The following is a 15,211-nucleotide window of genomic DNA, read 5'->3' as shown; positions in this document are numbered from 1 at the left end:
TAGTAAAATGCGTAGACATTCTTAAACATAACGATTTACGCATCTTTTTACAAACATGGTGACTCCTTGGTCTCCATTGTCAGCGAGAATCAAATATCATATGAAGACAATCCTATATTCTTATCACTTTACTGAGCAATAAATACCTTCCGTATACTTAGTGATGCCTTCATCGTAATCAGGATACTTATATGCAAGACTTTCTGATACAGCTTTTGAATACTTTCTAAATAATGCATAGCAAGTAAATAAAGACTTCCACATTTCCTGATACCCATTCACAGAATATGTAGACATGAGTTCCTCCCATTCTTTATTTGAAAGGTACCGCTTCATAAATTTATAGTTCTTCCCCATACTAAATGAATACCCTTTCTGAGATGCGATATGCCAGGCCATCATTCTCAATAAATTAGGACGTACAATTTCATTTAAATGGTCAATGGCAAAAAGGATTTCATTTCTTGCTAGTCCTTTTACTACGTAAGTCGAAACCATCCAGAACTCATTACAGCAATCATCAAATTCCCTTGCAGTCGGCTTTTTCATCCAGTATTGGCGATCATTTGGGGTCACTTTATAGTTGATGAACGAATCCTTATCGAGCAAGACCTTAACCAAACCATCGTTATTAGCAAAATAATCTTCTGCTTCACGAATTGGAATAAGGGTTAGATCTAATTTGTTGCCATCCTCAAAAAGAATGATGTATGAAAACCAATTACCTAATTCGGGAGGAAAAAGCTCCATATCTTCTGGTTTTTGCATCATAATGCGCTTCCCAAAGATTTCGAGCCACTGATCATTTTCTTTAAAAGATTCTACATCAGTTACAAAATACGAGATGTCATAATCTTGGAAGTTGTCAGGAGGGATATTTCTGTTTGTACGTGACCCTTCCAAAGTGACCAATCGGATTCTCTCATCGTTCAAAGCAAAGTCCAAGAAAATGTCCATCATTTCCTGCTCACTTCGCATCGCATGTTCCTCCGTTTCAGCCTTAATATCTAACTGTAAAACCGAATATTGATCTGTACGTCTTATAGATTTTTTTACTCTTGAATGTGATGTATTCTTCTAAGCTTTATTTTACATGAAGTCCTTCTATATATCATTCAAAATTAAGATGCAAGACATCTCAAAATCAGATATCAACTATGAAGGACTACATGAATATTCAGTTTTTTGTAGAGCCGCCATGGGATCACACTATCTTTGACACACTTTAATCCCCCCTGCTTTATCGACATGTTAACTGGTATGAGAGATTGACAAAAAGAAGGAAAACGATATATTTAAGCGAATACGAGTTTTTGAGCAAATTTTAAAATGACACTTTTTTCAAAAATCATGTCTTAACGGGGGGATTCGGTATGAATGAATTTATGAAGAAGTTTTCCTTAACAAAACCGATTATTCAAGCTCCAATGGCTGGCGGTATTACAACGCCCCGACTTGCATCTGCAGTTTCGAATCAAGGTGCTCTTGGCAGCTTAGCATCGGGGTATCTTACGCCAGACCTGCTAGAACAACAGATAAAAGAAATGTTTGAGCTGACAGACGCTCCTTTTCAAATTAATGTGTTTGTTCCGCTTGGTCTAGAAATGCCACCAGAAGATCAGGTTAAAAAGTGGAAAGAAAACATACCGTTAGCTAATCAAGTAAATCAATTCACATCTGTACAAGAAGAGTGGGATGACTTCTATCAAAAAATTGATCTAATTTTAAAATATAAGGTTAAGGCTTGCTCATTCACTTTTGATCTGCCGCCTGAAGACGCAGTAAAGGAGCTAAAAACCGCTGGATGCTGTTTAATAGGAACCGCTTCAACAGTAGAAGAAGCATTGTTAATGGAAGAACGGGGAATGGATATAGTAGTCCTTCAAGGAAGTGAAGCCGGTGGACATCGCGGAGCATTCTTACCTTCCAAAGGTGAATCTGCCGTAGGTTTAATGGCTCTGATTCCACAAGCAGCAGATGCACTGAGCGTACCTGTCATAGCTGCTGGGGGAATGATAGACCACAGAGGAGTAAAAGCAGCTTTAACCCTTGGAGCCCAAGGCGTTCAAATCGGTTCTGCCTTTTTAATTTGTCACGAGAGTAACGCACATCCAGTACATAAACAGAAAATACTAGAGGCAAACGAAGCAGATACAAAGCTTACAACATTATTTTCAGGTAAAGAGGCCAGAGGAATCGTAAATAAATGGATGGAAGAAAAAGAACAGTTTGAGACACAAACCCTTCCGTACCCTTATCAAAATACACTAACGAAGGCAATGAGACAGAAGGCTTCACTTCAAAATAACCATGATCAGATGTCTTTATGGGCAGGTCAAGGGATACGGTCATTGACTGAGGAAATTTCGGTTAAGCAGCTTTTAAATCAGCTTTGCCAAGAGGATATAAAAATATAGGCGCACCTCATTGATAGAGCAAAAAGCAAACTTCGACAGGCAGTTTGCTTTTTTTTTCGTAATTTCATCCCCTGACTCTGGAAATCTCAATACTCCTACATTTTCAAAGCTAATTGATTCGGGTTATCAATCATCCCATTGATTTGGTGTGATCTTGATGAAATCACCACAATACATCACCAACATTTCGATCTTATCTCCCCTTCTCAAGTTTTGCTACCTATTCGAATAATCGATAACTCCCATATTAAATCCGAATAGTAAAATGGTTTTTTTTCGTTTGATTTAGATGATATAAAGTCATATGATAAAAAAAAGAATGAGACAGAAAGCGTGAGAAGTGATGAAAATAGGATTTTTTGATTCTGGAATTGGTGGCATGACTGTATTGTATGAGGCCATAAAAGTTCTTCCTAATGAAGATTACATTTTTTATGCAGATACGTTAAACGTTCCATACGGTGAAAAATCAAAGATTAAAGTTAATGAATATATTTTCAATGCAGCTGAATTTCTGGCCAGTCAAAATATCAAAGCTCTAGTTATTGCGTGTAATACAGCTACTAGCATTGCGATAGAGGATCTTCGGAGAAATTTCGACTTTCCGATAATCGGAATCGAACCCGCTGTAAAGCCTGCTATAAATAAATGTACAGAGGAAAGAAAAAGAGTTCTGGTAGTTGCTACTAATTTGACCCTTAAAGAAGAGAAATTTCATAATCTAGTTAAAGAAATTGATCACCATGACCTTGTTGATTGCTTAGCTCTTCCAGGACTAGTTGAATTTGCTGAGAACTTTGATTTTGGTGAAGACAAGATCATTAAATATCTAGAGAACGAACTATCTTCTTTTGATCTGAAACAATATGGAACGATTGTGTTAGGATGCACTCATTTTCCGTTTTTCAAAAACAGTTTTGAAAAACTGTTTGGGATAAAAGTTGATATTATTTCAGGCAGTGTCGGTACTGCAAAACAGTTGAAAAAAGTTCTTGCAGATCGTAACCAGCTTGGTAAAGGATCGGGCTCAATCACCTTTTTCAATTCTGGCCATAAAATTGTGGACCAAGTAGTCATATCAAAGTACAAAAGATTGTTTGAAATATTAGATGAAACTCAAAGGAGTCATGTTGGACATTGAATGTAAATGAAAAAGACAATCTCCTGAAGAGAAACATGAACTAAGAAGCGGGCTTAAAAAGCCCACTTTTTTTCTAACAAACAATTGAGTTATACACACATATCTGATTACAGTGTTTTCTCTCTTTCCCCTCTTATTTCTCCCCCCTCTCTATAGCTTTTCTATTTCAATAAAACACAAGTCTCGATTGAAAAGTTATCGTAACATTTACACTTCACAGGAGATTTTTCACGATTGCGAATCGACCGTTTGCCAGATGCACAAAGTCATAATGTGTAAATTCTGTATCTATGTGCATGTTTATTATGGAATTATTTTCATAATGTTTTATAATACAAGATGATAGCGTTTTCTAATTATAATGATAGGGGGAAATAATGATGATGAAAAAAGGTCTGCTTGCGGGTGCGCTTACGGCAACCGTGCTTTTTGGCACATGTGCAGTAGATATGCCGGGTATTATTAGTCCAAAAACCGCAGAAGCTGCATCACAGCTAACTGATGGAATCGGCGGGAGGGCTTACTTGAACAGTAATGGTGCCATTCTTGTTACGAAAATCCAGCTTCCTAGCTCCACTCAGGTTTCAAACGGGACAGCCTACATCTACTCTGGTTTTAGCGGAGGCACAGAATCCGATATTGGGCTTCAGTACAGTGATAAATATAATGTATGGAAACCATATATGAAAGTTGGTTCAAAAGGACAGGATCAGGTTCAGTACCTCGAAGGAGGAAGCCAATTCACGAATACGAAAGGCTTCCGTCCCGGCAGCACCGTACAACTTACCATCTACAAAAACCTTAACGGCAATACCCGCGCTACATACTGGGGCACGAACAATGCCGGATACAACGGCCGTCTCATCTCAGAAATCAGCAAAACAAATGTCGGCTCCATCTCAAAATGGAAAGCGCTCGCTACAGTTGCAACAACAGGTTCACGCCAATCTATCAAATCAAATTTTTCAACATCTTTTACAAACATCACCATCGACAACAAAGCAATAACACCTGTAATTGATACACAAGACTTCGCTAAAGTAACAGTCTCAGGCAACAGTGTCAGTTTATCCGTTGTGAAAAATTAAAACATGTTAAACATACAATGCGTTAGGCTATTGAGAAGCTCTCGATAGTCTTAAAGGGGGCTTAACATGCCCCTTTTTTCATTTCAATTTAACTTTCAGTTAGCTTCGGTACATGCCGTCTATCTCCGTCTTTTATCTGGGTGAAGTAAAGGCAGCTTGCCCCTTCTGAACCTATTCCATTTGCTCAACGCAAAAGGTGTGCATCACTGTCTTAAAAATGTTAAAACAAATGGCAGATGGTGCACTTTATTTTTAGATGAGGCATGCTTACGCTCGATATGCAAGTCAAATGATTAAGGGTCTGCAAGAGAGAGAAGTTTTGGGTGTACTTTCATAAAAAAGGGATGTCTTCATATAGCTCGATTGCATCAGGAAGATTAACCAGCGATTGGCCGAGAACAACACATCACTTTGAAACGGATTCATTCCAAAATGATAAGTATGATCCAATAACTAATAAAGATCAGTTAGCAGTCCAGCCTTAAAAATATTTTTACATCAATTAAACTAGCATCACTATCGAATAAGCTCGATCTGCATATCATGTACTATCCTCTTTTAAGGAAGGTGATGTTATGAGGTCATTTCCATTAATTGTAGTTCTATTCATCCTATTAATCATCGTTGGGACATCTTTCTTTGGTGGCTATTAAGAACACACCTTACCTCATATCCATCAGACGCCATAAGAAATCTTTATGGCGTCTGTTTTTTATTAGATTTAAACAAAACCATTAAAGTGGGGCCATGCAAACACACCTATGGAGATTACTGCCACGACTTCTTTGTGAGGGAAATATTCTTCCCTTTATGGACTATTGTCGATCAAAAGAGAAAGTTGAAATGCATTTTTATGGTGAGATGAATCGAGGCTTAGACATATAAAAAACCGCAAAGCTTTCTTGAAGAAGCTTTGCGGTTTTTGGGTCTCTTTTTTGCTTCATATAAGCCAATAGATTTCAAGCGTAATCCACTGCCATACATCCAATGATTTTTTATTTTGAAATAGGTTTCTTCTACTCTTCCTGTGAGATGAACTCAAGGTATGCCACGTCACAATAATGTGGCGGATCCTGAGTGGTCTCAATCAGTTTTTCCCCATTCTATCAATTCTCCACAGAAAAAATGGCTATGGCAGAACAACTTTATTTTAAAAGAACACCATACTTCATAGTAATCATCATTTAATGAGCCATCATCTCATGGGCAATATCGTGTCCATCCATTTTTGACGGGTAGTAGGTAGGCCAGTTTTTGACTTCATCAAGTAAAGCTTCACGGTCGTCCCCCCAATAGAGATGATAATGACTAGCTTTAGTCGGGTAAATACTATGATCACTAAACTGAATATACTGAGGCAGCCCTTCTGCTTTTTTAGCTAGTTTGAATATGTATCTTACCCCTCTATTACCCGCATCATAGGTTAGAATTTCGTATCCGTCATACGTATACTTACCAGAATATTCTTTTCCATTTTTGAAGAACGTTACAGTATCTTTCCGGATTACAATACGGTCAACATCTGTTTGATAGCCTTTTTTATAATACTCTTTATATTCTTCAGCTGTCTTGTCCCCTTCGTGTTCTGATTTATATGAAAACACTTCGTCAAGAGTACCATCTTGCAGGTATGGATATACAGATTGCCAATCTCCTTCCCAATCAGAAAGTAAGCGATCCTTTACTTGGCTATTTTTAAAATAGCCTTCATATATTTTTTCTGTTTCTTCATCATGCGCATGACTATGATCGTGAGAATGTTCGTGTGTATGACTGTCAGATGTTTGCTCTTGCGTTTTGGAAGAGTCTTCTTCAACTGCTGAGGATGATGTTGTTTTATTAGACTCACCTGCAGAAGAACCGGAAGTCTGACATCCTGCCAAAACTAGTAATGAACCAATCGTTAATATGCCTAGCGGCTTTGAAAATAAAATGTTCATTCCAACACTCCTTTTTTATTAAATCGAAAACGTTACGATTTATATTATACATACATCTCTTGCAAACATCAAAGGGAAAATGCTCTTCATGCGGATGGCCTATTTTAAAGGAATAACTGACTTTGTTCATCAGTTATTCCTTTAAAATACGAAAGTCTACGATATTTCCATATCGATCCGCTTCAATATGACAGCACCCCTCAAGCAGCTGTTTTAATTTTCTCCGTCCGCGTTGTACCCTTGATTTTGCTCCCGAGTAAGAAATGCCGAGCTTTTCACTCAACTCTTTTTGTGATAACCCCTGGAATTCAGTTAACTCGAGCGCCTCTCGATACTTTTCAGGCAACCGTTTGATGGTCGATCGAATACACACAGTTGCTTCCTTGGTGAAATTTTCTTCCTCTGCACTGTCATTAAAATGTAGAACATCAGGCAATATTTCGCTTGTTTTTTTTGTACGGTAAAAATCAATAATCGTATTTCTAGTGATCCGATAAATCCAGCTGTCGATCTTTTGTTCATCGATCAGATTTGGGAGATGCACTTGTATTTTCATAAATACGATTTGCAAGAGGTCATCAACGATAGATTGATCGTTAACCCTATGTGAAATATATGTTTTTAACGGCTGATGAAATTGATCCCATAGATCCTCTATATTCATTTGAAAAAACCTCCTATAATTTTGCGTCTGCTTTACATTTGCTTCGTCTTTTTAATCGTAACAAAGAGCGAAACAATTGTTGAATCAATTGTATTGCAGCTGTTGCAAAAAATAATGATAAAGGAGAGGTTTGTTGTGGAGTATACCTATTTAGGGAGAACAGGATTGCGGGTGAGCCGTTTATGTTTAGGCACGATGAATTTTGGAGTTGATACAGACGAAAAGACTGCGTTCCGTATCATGGATGAAGCGCTTGATAACGGCATTCAATTTTTTGATACTGCCAATATTTACGGCTGGGGCAAAAACGCAGGATTGACAGAGAGCATCATTGGAAAATGGTTTGCACAAGGAGGACAGCGCCGCGAGAAAGTTGTTCTGGCGACAAAAGTATATGAACCGATTTCTGATCCGAATGACGGACCAAATGATATGAGGGGCTTGTCTCTATACAAAATCAGACGTCATCTGGAAGGATCACTGAAGCGGCTTCAGACAGATCATATCGAATTGTACCAAATGCATCATATCGATAGGCGGACACCGTGGGATGAGATATGGGAAGCTTTTGAGACTCAGGTTCGCTCCGGCAAAGTAGACTATATTGGATCCAGTAATTTTGCAGGCTGGCATTTAGTTAAAGCGCAAGCTGAAGCTGAAAAACGACGATTCATGGGACTTGTCACTGAACAGCATAAGTATAGTTTATTAGAACGAACAGCTGAGATGGAAGTGCTGCCGGCTGCACGGGATCTTGGTTTAGGAGTAGTGGCGTGGAGTCCCCTTGCAGGAGGGCTTCTTGGCGGGAAGGCATTGAAAAGCAATGCCGGAATTCGTACAGCAAAAAGAGCAGATTTAATTAAAAAACATCGTTTGCAACTCGAGAAATTTTCAGATTTATGCAAAGAACTAGGAGAAAAAGAAGCAAATGTGGCTTTGGCATGGGTGCTGGCAAATCCAGTTTTAACTGCGCCGATCATCGGACCACGAACGGTTGAGCAGCTGCGTGATACGATAAAAGCCGTTGAAATCAGTCTGGATAAGGAGATTCTCCGCATGTTAAATGATATCTTTCCCGGACCTGGAGGAGAGACACCTGAGGCATACGCCTGGTGATACATTCATTACTCAATACTGACATTTTTCTTAAATATTTATACTGAACTATCATATTAGGAAAGACAAGAGCTTGTTTGTCTCTTGTCTTTTCCACATCATGCTGAAAATGCTGGCTAAACATCGACAAAAACGCTGCCGCTTCTAAAAAAGAACCCTAAACAATAGAGTACTGGAAAGACAACTGACTTGATCAGCTTGGGACCCCTTTCAGCTGTATTTAAATCAATCAAACTAATGATTCATTGGCAGTCTAAATATTATTATTGTTTCTTTACAAAATAGTAATAGCCCCTGTAATTATTGCTAACAACGTAATAACTAATGATGTAATTACAGCCCACTTAACGGCAAACCTTTGAAATGATCCCAAGTCAATTTTAAGCATGCTTACTAACAGTAGTGTTGACGCAACTAATGGACTCATCAGATGAACCGGCTGCCCCATTATAGAAGCCCTTGCTATTTCTACTGGTTCTATACCATATGCTGAGGCAGCTTCTGCAAAGATAGGTACCATACCAAAGTAATATGCATCATTTGATAAAACAAAAGTAAACGGAATGCTAGTGAGTGCTACAATAATGGGGAAAAACTCTCCCATTGATGAGGGGATGATGGATACCAATGATCCTGCTATGGCATCCACCATCTTTGTCCCGGATAATATACCAGCAAATACTCCTGCTGAAAATACCAATAATACCACGGTTATGGCATTACCAGAATGCTCGGCGATTCGCTCCTTCTGCATTTTTACATTCGGATAATTTATAGTAAGGGCAAGAACAAAACCAATTAAAAATAAAACTGACGGATGCTTAGTTCCAAGCACAATAAACACCATTATACTTATAACGAGGAATAAATTAAGATATATTAAGCGTGGCCTTTTCAATTGTTCGCTCTCCAAAGTAGCAGCCATATAAGATTGAGAGCTGTCCTTTGTTATATGTCTAGGCTCTAATTGAACGATGCCTATTCGATTCCTCTCTTTCCTTCCCATTAGAAAAGCCAGAAATATCACACAAGCAATACCTCCAAGCATGGTCGGAAGTAATGGCACAAAGAAATCTGAAGGATCCAAACCCAGCACTGAAATCGCTCTTGTAGCTGGTCCGCCCCATGGAGTCATTCCGCTAACGATACTCAACGACAGCATTGCTAATGTCGCCATAACCATGGGATTCATACCAATTCTTTTATACAAAGGTAACATTGCTGAGACTGTTATCATATAGGTTGTTGTACCGTCCCCATCTAAAGCGATAAGCATTGCCAAGACGGCAGACCCTATCGCTATTTTCACAGGGTCTCCCTTTACTATAGATAAAATTTTTTCTATTAGCGGATCAAATAAACCTGCATCAATTAAAATTCCGAAAAAAAGAATAGCAAACAATAGCAATGCCGCTGAACTTGCAACTGTTTGAATTCCTTCTAAAATCATGTCGCCAATATCCTTACCAAAACCTCCAATAAGAGCAAAAACAATGGGAGTGATGGTCAAGGCAACAATTGGCGAGACTTTCTTTGTCATTATTAATATTGTAAAAACAGTTACCATCGAAAAACCTAAAATAGTAAGCATATTACACCTCCAAGAATACGCTTTCAAATGACTTTTGATTAACATATCTTATACGGTGTAATAAGTTAAATAAATATTTTTTTACTGTGTTCCAAAAAAAATTCTATCATAACTTTAAATGGTTACCATTTGTTCACCCTTTAAAAAATCAATGAATGCTTTAACGAGTTTGATTCCTAATGATTTTTGATCGTACATTAGCCAAGTATCTCTCATTAGAGGCTTACCCTTAGCATTATACAGTTCCATTGTGTACAAATGATCAGATTCCTGCAGGCAAATTTCTGGTGCTATGGAGTAACCAAGACCATGCTTTACCATCTCTTTGCAAGTCTCTTGTCGATCCACTTCCATTGCAATAATGGGGGCTTGTTTTAGATTCGTATGCATCCAATCTTCTATAATCGTTTTTAAAGAAGCATCAGTTTTATATTTGATAAAAGGTAAAAAAGGAAGCTGCTCTATCGTTATTGGTTTTTTTGAGATGATATGTAATTTTTCCCGTGTCAGCCGTTCCTCCACCCCTTTCCAGCGATGGCTTCCTCTCAGTATACCGACTTGTACAATACCAGCATCTAATAATTTCATGACATCTGTGCTCCAGCCTGTTTGTACACTATATTGGACATTAGGATACATAGTGGAAAATTCCCTTAATAACTTAGGGAGCTTATATTGAGCGAAATTGCTTGATACCCCCAGCCTTAGATGTCCTTGCACCTCTTTGCTTAGATTAGAGATATGATCTTTGGTATCTTGAAGTTCCTGTAGCATTCTTCTTGCATAAGCAACCAAGTGTTCTCCTTCCGCAGTAAAGGTAATTCCTTTATGCCTTTTGGTGAATAATTCAATTCCGAAAATCTCCTCAATCTTATTCAACCGATAAGTGATGGAAGGCTGTGATGTAAATAATCGTTCTGCTGTTTTTGTTACACTTTGTTCTTCGTGAAGAATTTTCAATAAAATCCAATCTTTCTCATCCATTTTCATCTTCCTTTCTAGTCCTTCTTTCACAATTATAAAAGTTTTTTTATTGAATATTAAGAAAACTTATATTTTATTTTTATTTTTTTACCTTCTACACTAAAAAACATAAAAAATACTACCTTTAAGATGAGGATGATGACGATGGTCAAGACGAATGTAACAATCATGAGAGGCGGAACAAGCAAAGGCGTTTTTTTCCATGAATCAGCCATGCCTAACAATAAAAACGAATGGGAGCCCTTTTTGCTTGATGTCATGGGAAGTCCTGATAAAAGACAAATAGATGGTTTGGGTGGCGGTAATTCCCTTACTAGTAAAGTGGCAATAATAAAGAAAGCATATACTTCGGATATTGATGTTCACTATACTTTCGGTCAAGTCAGCATTTCGGAAGAAAAGGTGGACTTTAAGGGGAACTGCGGAAATATCTCCGCTGCTGTTGGTCCATTCGCTATTGAAGAAGGACTTGTAAAAGCGACAGAACCAATGACTGCGGTAAGGATACTGAATACCAATACGAATAAAATGATCATTGCGGAAGTGCAAGTGGAAGACGGTCAGGTCAAGTATGACGGAGATGTTACTATATCTGGAGTACCTGGATCTGGATCTCCAATCTATTTAAACTTTCATGATGCCGCTGGTTCAGTTACCGGTCATTTATTGCCTACTGGAAATAGTTCAGAGTTTTTAGATACAAGTCAAGGCCAAATAGAGGTGTCTATTATCGACTATGCAAATCCATTAGTTTTTGTGGAAGCGAGCAGTATTGGTCTGAATGGAACGGAACTTGCAGAAGAATTTACTGATCTACAGTTGGCTCAATTTGAAGAATTAAGATCTATTGCTGCAGAGAAATGCGGCTTTGCCAGTCGATTTTCAGCTACAAAGTTATCACCGGCTGTCCCCAAACTGGCTATAGTAGCAAAACCAGAGAAATATAAAGATAGTACAGGTGCTTGGCATTCAAGCGTTGAGATGGACTTACACATCAGGATGATGTCCATGCAAATGCCTCATCAAGCACTAGCTGTCACTGGGGCGATATGTACAACAAGAGCACTTTCAGTGGATGGTACAATCCCTGCAAGAATAGCAAAAATTCATTCTACAAATGTTCGGATAGCTCATTCTTCTGGTATCATCGAAACAATGTTGGAGCCCACTGGTATAAAGATCGTCCGTACCGCACGACGTATTATGGACGGAACAGTTTATACACATGGTGACTATCATATGATGTAGGTGGACTGTGCAAAAAGCCTCCCCCTTTCCATCGTTAATAGATGGATTGAATGCGCCTTCTTGCACAGATCCATTGTAATCCGGCATGGCTTTAAAAAAAGCCTCTATATTGTTATTGTTTTACATGAAATCGCCAATGTCCTTTAAGGTATCTGCCTCAAGCCTGACCTAATCATTATAGAGAATTGAATACTTTTTACTGCAAATAAAAAGATACCAACATACATCATTGGTATCTTTTAGATTGAGTTCAATCCGCAGCGGTTTCTTTTCCTTACTGCTTATTTGATTATGAAATTACCGTACTCGTTTGAACGAACATGAATCGGTCCGTTTAAATTGTAGTTGTTCTCCTTGGCGATAGATCGAAGCACGTCCACACGGGCAACTGATTCTCTCCATTCGTCACGGGTTTCATGATTGGCCGGATTCATCAGATCGTCATAGCGTACGTCCAAGAATTTATTTAACCACTTCTTCTCGTCTATTCCGTCTTTAGGTGATCCGCCCGCTTTTTTGTTCGTACGTTTAATCAAGGCATAAAAAGAGTCAGGGTCATCACCATCGCCATGTTGAATAACCGTATCGTACATCACAGCTCTAGCCAATGCTGTTTTTAGTCCGGCATTGTCCGATCGTTTCATAGCAGGCTGATAATACAAATGGTCATTTACTTCGTCTTGAGCGGCGCGAAATTCCTTATCATTTGCAAGCGACTTCCAGGCAGAGGCGAATCCCTTGAGATTGCTTGTATCATCGCTTTCTTCCTTGGCCAGACGGCGCAATTCAGGCAGATACTTTTTCAGTTTGTTATTCGGAACTGCCTTTGTGTATACTTCCACTACTTCCAATGCATCCCCGGTAGCCGTTGTAAAGCCTGCCCGTCCGCATGTATAGCCTCGCCCGTCATCCAATCGCTCTACATATCCATATTGGATCTCCGTTGTGCCGTTTTCAAAGATACTTGTCAGCTGTTCCGCCCGGCGCTTTTGATCTTTATTCAGTCCCGCCGCAAAAACCGTTTCGCTCATCATCAGGGTAAAAAACATGGTGAAAACAAGTAATGAGATCGCTGCTTTTTGCATACTGATTTTCATTGCACTTCCCCTTTCTAAATATTGTAAATACAGACTCAGTATACATGAAGAGACTGCCCTATTGTTGAAAATACATCAATTTGTCAATATTTTGAATCTAAAGTAATATAGCTTGAATCTTACTCTTTTCATTGCCAATCAGCCTTAGCCCCTCTCACTGGGAAGGTCCCTTGATTTTCATACTGCTTCAACTTTCATTAACAAGATGCCATAAGGCTTTACTCTATTTTATAATGGAAGTGATCATCGAAAATCGTTAGGGAGGTGATATAAATGGCAAGCAAGATGAGAATGCCAGATTCCGCAACGTCCCATGCAAAGCCTATTATTGGGAAGGCGATACTTTGCATGGGGTAGACTTTCTAAAAGATCGCCCTAGTAAGCTTTTCTGATATAGTGGCTTTGCACCTTATTTAACATAAAAAATAAGGAGCTGGCAGAAATGGCATATGTAAAAGCAACCGCTATTTTACCTGAAAAGCTGATATCGGAAATTCAAAAGTATGTTCAAGGAAAAACAATATATATCCCTAAATCTGAATCCTCTCATCAAAAATGGGGTGCGTGTTCAGGAACAAGAAAGCTGATCGATGACAGAAACGCTTCTATTAAAAAAGCATTTAAAAACGGCAAAACCATTCATAATTTATCTGATGAATATCACCTCTCTATTGAAACAATAAAAAAAATTGTCTACTCTAAATAAACAAAACGGAAGCACTGATGAAATATAATCAGTGCTTTTTTTATGGCGAGTTTGTTTCTTAGTTATTTCCTGCATATGAACATTTTGGCCAATTGTGTAAAGTTAAAGGAGATGAGAAGAAAGGAAGGTCCTACAAATGACGATAAACAATGGAACGTTGCAAGTACCTGGAGCGAACATCCACTATAAAGTGCGTGGCTCAGGTCCCATCATTCTTTTGGTCCACGGCGGAGGCGGTGATGCCGACAAGTTCCATCATATTGCCAATCATCTGGCTAACAGGTACACGGTTGTTACTTATGATCGCCGCGGCCATTCCCGCAGCAATCTCGCCAATCAGATTGAGGATTACCGTGTGGAAACACACAGTGACGATGCTCACCGTCTTCTAGCCAAAATCACCAATAAGCCGGCATACGTATTTGGAAGCAGCTCCGGGGCTGTTATCGGGCTTGATCTGTGCATACGCCATCCCGAACAAGTACATGTCATGATCCCACACGAACCAATCTTATTGCAGCTTCTGCATGGAAATGAGCTGAAACAAGCCGAGCAATTTATGGAAGACCTTAAGAAAAATCATCGAAGTGAAGTCATTAAGTTAATGTCAAGATTAGAGACAGACGAACAATCAAAGGCTGTGCTGACAAAGCGGCTTCTCGGCAATTCAACGTATTTCACTGAGTATGAAATTCAAGGAATTCTCAACTATACATTAGATTTCGAAGCATTAAAAACTATGTTTACATCTTCACCGATGAAGGTACTCCCAGCTGGCGGAAGTGCTTCTCGGGAGCTTTTTCCTTATCGTTGCGCGAACGCCCTAGCGGAACAATTGAAAACAGAATTGGTTGAATTCCCCGGAAATCATACGGGGTACACAATATACCATAAAGAATTTTCTGAGAGGTTACACGACATGTTAGAAAAAGAAAAGAAACATACGTGTTAAGGATTCATTAAAATTTTCATAATAGGACAGGTAAAACTAACTATGGAATTAGAGAAGATTTCACGAAGCGTAAAAAGAACTTTTCACTAACGAGAACGCAATGTGAGATGTTTAACCAAAGTGATATTAGGAATATCATCGAAAAATAGGTTTGTACATTACGTTCTCCTATTGATTATTTCCTATCTTAATTCCGTATTTATACCATTAGATACAACTCTAAAGCGGCTCGTTATTTTGTCCTCAACAACAACCAGTGTCTAACAT

14 protein-coding genes and 1 pseudogene are annotated in these 15,211 nt (G+C 38.7%); 8 read left to right on the top strand and 7 right to left on the bottom strand.

Going from position 1 to position 15,211, the window contains the following annotated elements; all coding sequences use genetic code 11:
* Positions 1-123: 123 nt before the first annotated feature.
* The gene (gene aadK, locus NYE22_RS08095; protein WP_046381214.1) at positions 124-978 is read right to left on the bottom strand and encodes an aminoglycoside 6-adenylyltransferase AadK; all 855 of its coding nucleotides are present in this window, start codon (positions 976-978) and stop codon (positions 124-126) included.
* A 395-nt stretch (positions 979-1,373) separates the two neighbouring features.
* On the opposite strand from aadK, the gene NYE22_RS08090 reads away from it, so the two are divergent.
* The 4 genes from NYE22_RS08090 (at position 1,374) to NYE22_RS08075 (ending at position 5,299) form a co-directional block, all read left to right on the top strand.
* Positions 1,374-2,417, top strand: a complete 1,044-nt coding sequence (locus tag NYE22_RS08090; protein WP_116316503.1) for a nitronate monooxygenase — start codon at positions 1,374-1,376, stop codon at positions 2,415-2,417.
* Between the two features lie 343 nt (positions 2,418-2,760).
* On the top strand, positions 2,761-3,558 hold the full coding sequence (gene murI / locus NYE22_RS08085) for a glutamate racemase (RefSeq protein ID WP_038829686.1): 798 nt from the start codon (positions 2,761-2,763) through the stop codon (positions 3,556-3,558).
* A gap of 380 nt (positions 3,559-3,938) precedes the next feature.
* Positions 3,939-4,646 carry a YrpD family protein gene (locus tag NYE22_RS08080; protein WP_021480178.1) on the top strand — a complete coding sequence of 236 codons (708 nt, stop codon included), beginning with the start codon at positions 3,939-3,941 and terminating at the stop codon, positions 4,644-4,646.
* Positions 4,647-5,221: 575 nt separating this feature from the next.
* The gene (locus NYE22_RS08075; RefSeq protein WP_072175780.1) at positions 5,222-5,299 is read left to right on the top strand and encodes a YjcZ family sporulation protein; all 78 of its coding nucleotides are present in this window, start codon (positions 5,222-5,224) and stop codon (positions 5,297-5,299) included.
* 287 nt (positions 5,300-5,586) lie between these two features.
* On the opposite strand, the pseudogene NYE22_RS08070 reads toward NYE22_RS08075, so the two are convergent.
* The 3 genes and pseudogenes from NYE22_RS08070 to sigZ form a co-directional block, all read right to left on the bottom strand.
* Positions 5,587-5,737: pseudogene (locus tag NYE22_RS08070) on the bottom strand (hypothetical protein).
* A gap of 93 nt (positions 5,738-5,830) precedes the next feature.
* Positions 5,831-6,586, bottom strand: a complete 756-nt coding sequence (locus NYE22_RS08065; RefSeq protein ID WP_342412437.1) for a metal-binding protein ZinT — start codon at positions 6,584-6,586, stop codon at positions 5,831-5,833.
* A gap of 133 nt (positions 6,587-6,719) precedes the next feature.
* The gene (gene sigZ / locus NYE22_RS08060) at positions 6,720-7,250 is read right to left on the bottom strand and encodes an RNA polymerase sigma factor SigZ (RefSeq protein WP_021480181.1); all 531 of its coding nucleotides are present in this window, start codon (positions 7,248-7,250) and stop codon (positions 6,720-6,722) included.
* Positions 7,251-7,385: 135 nt separating this feature from the next.
* Here sigZ and NYE22_RS08055 point away from each other — a divergent pair, with 135 nt between their 5' ends.
* Positions 7,386-8,366: an aldo/keto reductase gene (locus NYE22_RS08055; protein WP_038829671.1), complete on the top strand. Its 981-nt coding sequence runs from the start codon at positions 7,386-7,388 to the stop codon at positions 8,364-8,366.
* A gap of 274 nt (positions 8,367-8,640) precedes the next feature.
* On the opposite strand, the gene NYE22_RS08050 is transcribed toward NYE22_RS08055, so the two are convergent.
* Both NYE22_RS08050 and NYE22_RS08045 read right to left on the bottom strand, forming a co-directional pair.
* Positions 8,641-9,957 (bottom strand): citrate:proton symporter, encoded by a 1,317-nt coding sequence (locus NYE22_RS08050; protein ID WP_049141097.1) that lies wholly within the window; start codon positions 9,955-9,957, stop codon positions 8,641-8,643.
* A gap of 114 nt (positions 9,958-10,071) precedes the next feature.
* On the bottom strand, positions 10,072-10,941 hold the full coding sequence (locus NYE22_RS08045) for a LysR family transcriptional regulator (RefSeq protein WP_015251604.1): 870 nt from the start codon (positions 10,939-10,941) through the stop codon (positions 10,072-10,074).
* Positions 10,942-11,085: 144 nt separating this feature from the next.
* Here NYE22_RS08045 and NYE22_RS08040 point away from each other — a divergent pair, with 144 nt between their 5' ends.
* Positions 11,086-12,189, top strand: coding sequence for a 2-methylaconitate cis-trans isomerase PrpF family protein (locus NYE22_RS08040; RefSeq protein ID WP_342412436.1), 1,104 nt, complete (start codon positions 11,086-11,088; stop codon positions 12,187-12,189).
* Between the two features lie 281 nt (positions 12,190-12,470).
* On the opposite strand, the gene csn is transcribed toward NYE22_RS08040, so the two are convergent.
* The gene (csn, locus tag NYE22_RS08035; RefSeq protein WP_338730624.1) at positions 12,471-13,286 is read right to left on the bottom strand and encodes a chitosanase; all 816 of its coding nucleotides are present in this window, start codon (positions 13,284-13,286) and stop codon (positions 12,471-12,473) included.
* 442 nt (positions 13,287-13,728) lie between these two features.
* Between csn and NYE22_RS08030 the strand changes: the two genes are divergently transcribed.
* Positions 13,729-13,992 carry a CD3324 family protein gene (locus NYE22_RS08030; RefSeq protein ID WP_032726262.1) on the top strand — a complete coding sequence of 88 codons (264 nt, stop codon included), beginning with the start codon at positions 13,729-13,731 and terminating at the stop codon, positions 13,990-13,992.
* Between the two features lie 136 nt (positions 13,993-14,128).
* On the top strand, positions 14,129-14,944 hold the full coding sequence (locus tag NYE22_RS08025; RefSeq protein WP_021480188.1) for an alpha/beta hydrolase: 816 nt from the start codon (positions 14,129-14,131) through the stop codon (positions 14,942-14,944).
* The last annotated feature ends 267 nt before the right edge of the window (positions 14,945-15,211 follow it).

Origin of the sequence: Bacillus sp. FSL K6-1560, assembly GCF_038592935.1 — a bacterium.
Taxonomy (GTDB): domain Bacteria; phylum Bacillota; class Bacilli; order Bacillales; family Bacillaceae; genus Bacillus; species Bacillus subtilis.
This window is presented reverse-complemented; position numbering and strand designations above follow the sequence as displayed.